Source organism: Candidatus Symbiopectobacterium sp. NZEC135, assembly GCF_025962695.1.
Genome location: NZ_JAGFPF010000571.1, coordinates 1 through 1,195, shown reverse-complemented (window position 1 = coordinate 1,195; position 1,195 = coordinate 1). Strand labels below are relative to the sequence as shown.

Sequence of the window (1,195 nt, the reverse complement as noted above, 5' to 3'; positions counted from 1 at the left end):
CGCGCCGAGGAAGCGGTTGCCGCAGTACAGACGTTGCGTGCGCGGCCGGAATTGAAAGAGAGTCGTCTCGGGTTTCTCGGTTTTTCTCAGGCCGGATGGGTGGTGCCCTATGCCAGTCAGCATTCAACGGCAGATTTTATCGTGTTGATTGGCCCCGCAATAAACTGGCGCGAACAAGGCTTCTACTATATGCAGCAGCGCTTAGCAGCAGAAGGCGCAGAGCCTCCAGTGATTGCCGCAGCCATCGCAACAGAACGTGCGGCCTATGCACAACGCTTTTCCCCCCAAACCGTGATGCAACCTTGCGCGTCACGTTGCACGCGCGACGATTTTGAGCGACGTAATGCGTTGTCGGACGCCCGTCAGGACATTGCCGCGCAGCGGGTGCCGGTGATGGTGCTGATGGGGGCTCAGGATCTCAATGTTTCCTCGAAGGAGACATTAACCGTGTGGAGCCGGTTGTTGCCGGTGGCTACCTCCCGCTGCTTGCGCGAGGTCAAGGATGCCACCCACGGTTTGCTGCGCGCCAAATGGTTTAATTACCAGCTAAGTGAACAATGGCCGCGTTGGACGCAGTGGGGATTTTTAGCCGCAGGGCAGTCTGCCTACGCGCCCGGTGCCCTGAACGCGATATCAGAATGGGTTTTGGAGAGACGTTGCTGAGCTTGTTGAGTGACGTCAGGGGTAAACTTTGTCACCGAACTCGCACAAATCTTCAATCAGGCAGGAACCGCAGCGCGGTTTACGGGCGATACAGGTGTAACGTCCGTGCAGAATCAGCCAGTGGTGACAGTCGATTTTGAATTCCGCTGGCACCACCTTCAACAGCTTTTCTTCTACCGTGTCCACGTTTTTTCCCGGCGCGAAACCGGTGCGGTTACACACGCGGAAAATATGGGTGTCAACGGCAATGGTAGGCCAGCCAAAGGCGGTGTTTAACACCACGTTGGCGGTTTTACGGCCGACACCGGGCAGGGCTTCTAACGCTTCGCGATTTTCCGGCACCTGACCCTGATGCTTGTCTAACAGAATACGGCAGGTCTTGATGATGTTTTCAGCCTTGCTGTTAAACAGGCCAATGGTGCGGATATAGGCTTTTACACCGTCAACCCCAAGCGCTAACAAAGCTTCTGGTGTGTTGGCGACCGGATAGAGTTTTGCCGTGGCTTTATTAACGCTGACGTCCGTGGCCTGC

At 56.0% G+C, this 1,195-nt stretch carries 2 protein-coding genes; one reads left to right on the top strand and one right to left on the bottom strand.

Translation table 11 applies throughout. From position 1 onward, the window contains the following. Positions 1–663 (top strand): alpha/beta hydrolase family protein (locus J5224_RS28850; protein ID WP_264628520.1); only part of this gene is annotated, 663 nt, incomplete at its 5' end. Between the two features lie 15 nt (positions 664–678). Here J5224_RS28850 and nth read toward each other — a convergent pair. Then, a partial coding sequence (gene nth / locus J5224_RS28845; RefSeq protein WP_264628519.1) for an endonuclease III occupies positions 679–1,195 on the bottom strand: 517 nt, incomplete at its 5' end.